This is a genomic window from Corallococcus praedator (genome assembly GCF_003612125.1).
GTDB classification, from domain to species: Bacteria; Myxococcota; Myxococcia; order Myxococcales; family Myxococcaceae; genus Corallococcus; species Corallococcus praedator.
On record NZ_RAWI01000934.1, the window covers coordinates 1 to 467 of the forward strand.

The following is a 467-nucleotide window of genomic DNA, read 5'->3' on the forward strand; positions in this document are numbered from 1 at the left end:
CAGACATAGCGTCCCGAAAGCCCATTCATGAAGTCATTTGTCGCGGTACTCGATCTGGCGTCTGATCCGTTGGTTAGCGGTGAGCGAATCGTGCTGGAAGTGCAAAACCACTGGGTCGCCATTTTCAATATCAGCGATAATTATTATGCGATTGAGGATGTTTGCACGCATGACGGCGGCCCGCTGGCGGACGGCGAACTGGACGGGGTAGAAATCGCGTGTCCCCGGCATGGCGCGCGCTTCGATGTGAAGACCGGGAAGCATTTAGGTTTTCCGGCCACAAAGGACGCGCCGCATTACCTGACGCGCGTACAGAATAATGTACTGGAAATTGCCATTTAGAGCGCCACTCAGGGTAAGGTCTCATGCCGCAACTGAACGACATTTTCGAGATCGGCAACGGGATTGACTCCTTTGCACCGGGACATTATGCGCGGGTGTTCGAGGCGGTCGATAAACGTGATAAC

1 protein-coding gene is annotated in these 467 nt (G+C 54.2%); it reads left to right on the forward strand.

The features are described from left to right. Window positions 1–27: 27 nt before the first annotated feature. Entirely contained in the window at window positions 28–342 is a 315-nt protein-coding gene (locus D7Y13_RS42470) for a Rieske 2Fe-2S domain-containing protein (RefSeq protein WP_120631100.1), read from the forward strand. Window positions 343–467 lie beyond the last annotated feature (125 nt).

Coding starts and splice junctions, on each gene's coding strand:
- D7Y13_RS42470 (WP_120631100.1), top strand. CDS start 28: ATGAAGTCATTTGTCGCGGTACTCGATCTGGCGTCTGATCCGTTGGTT.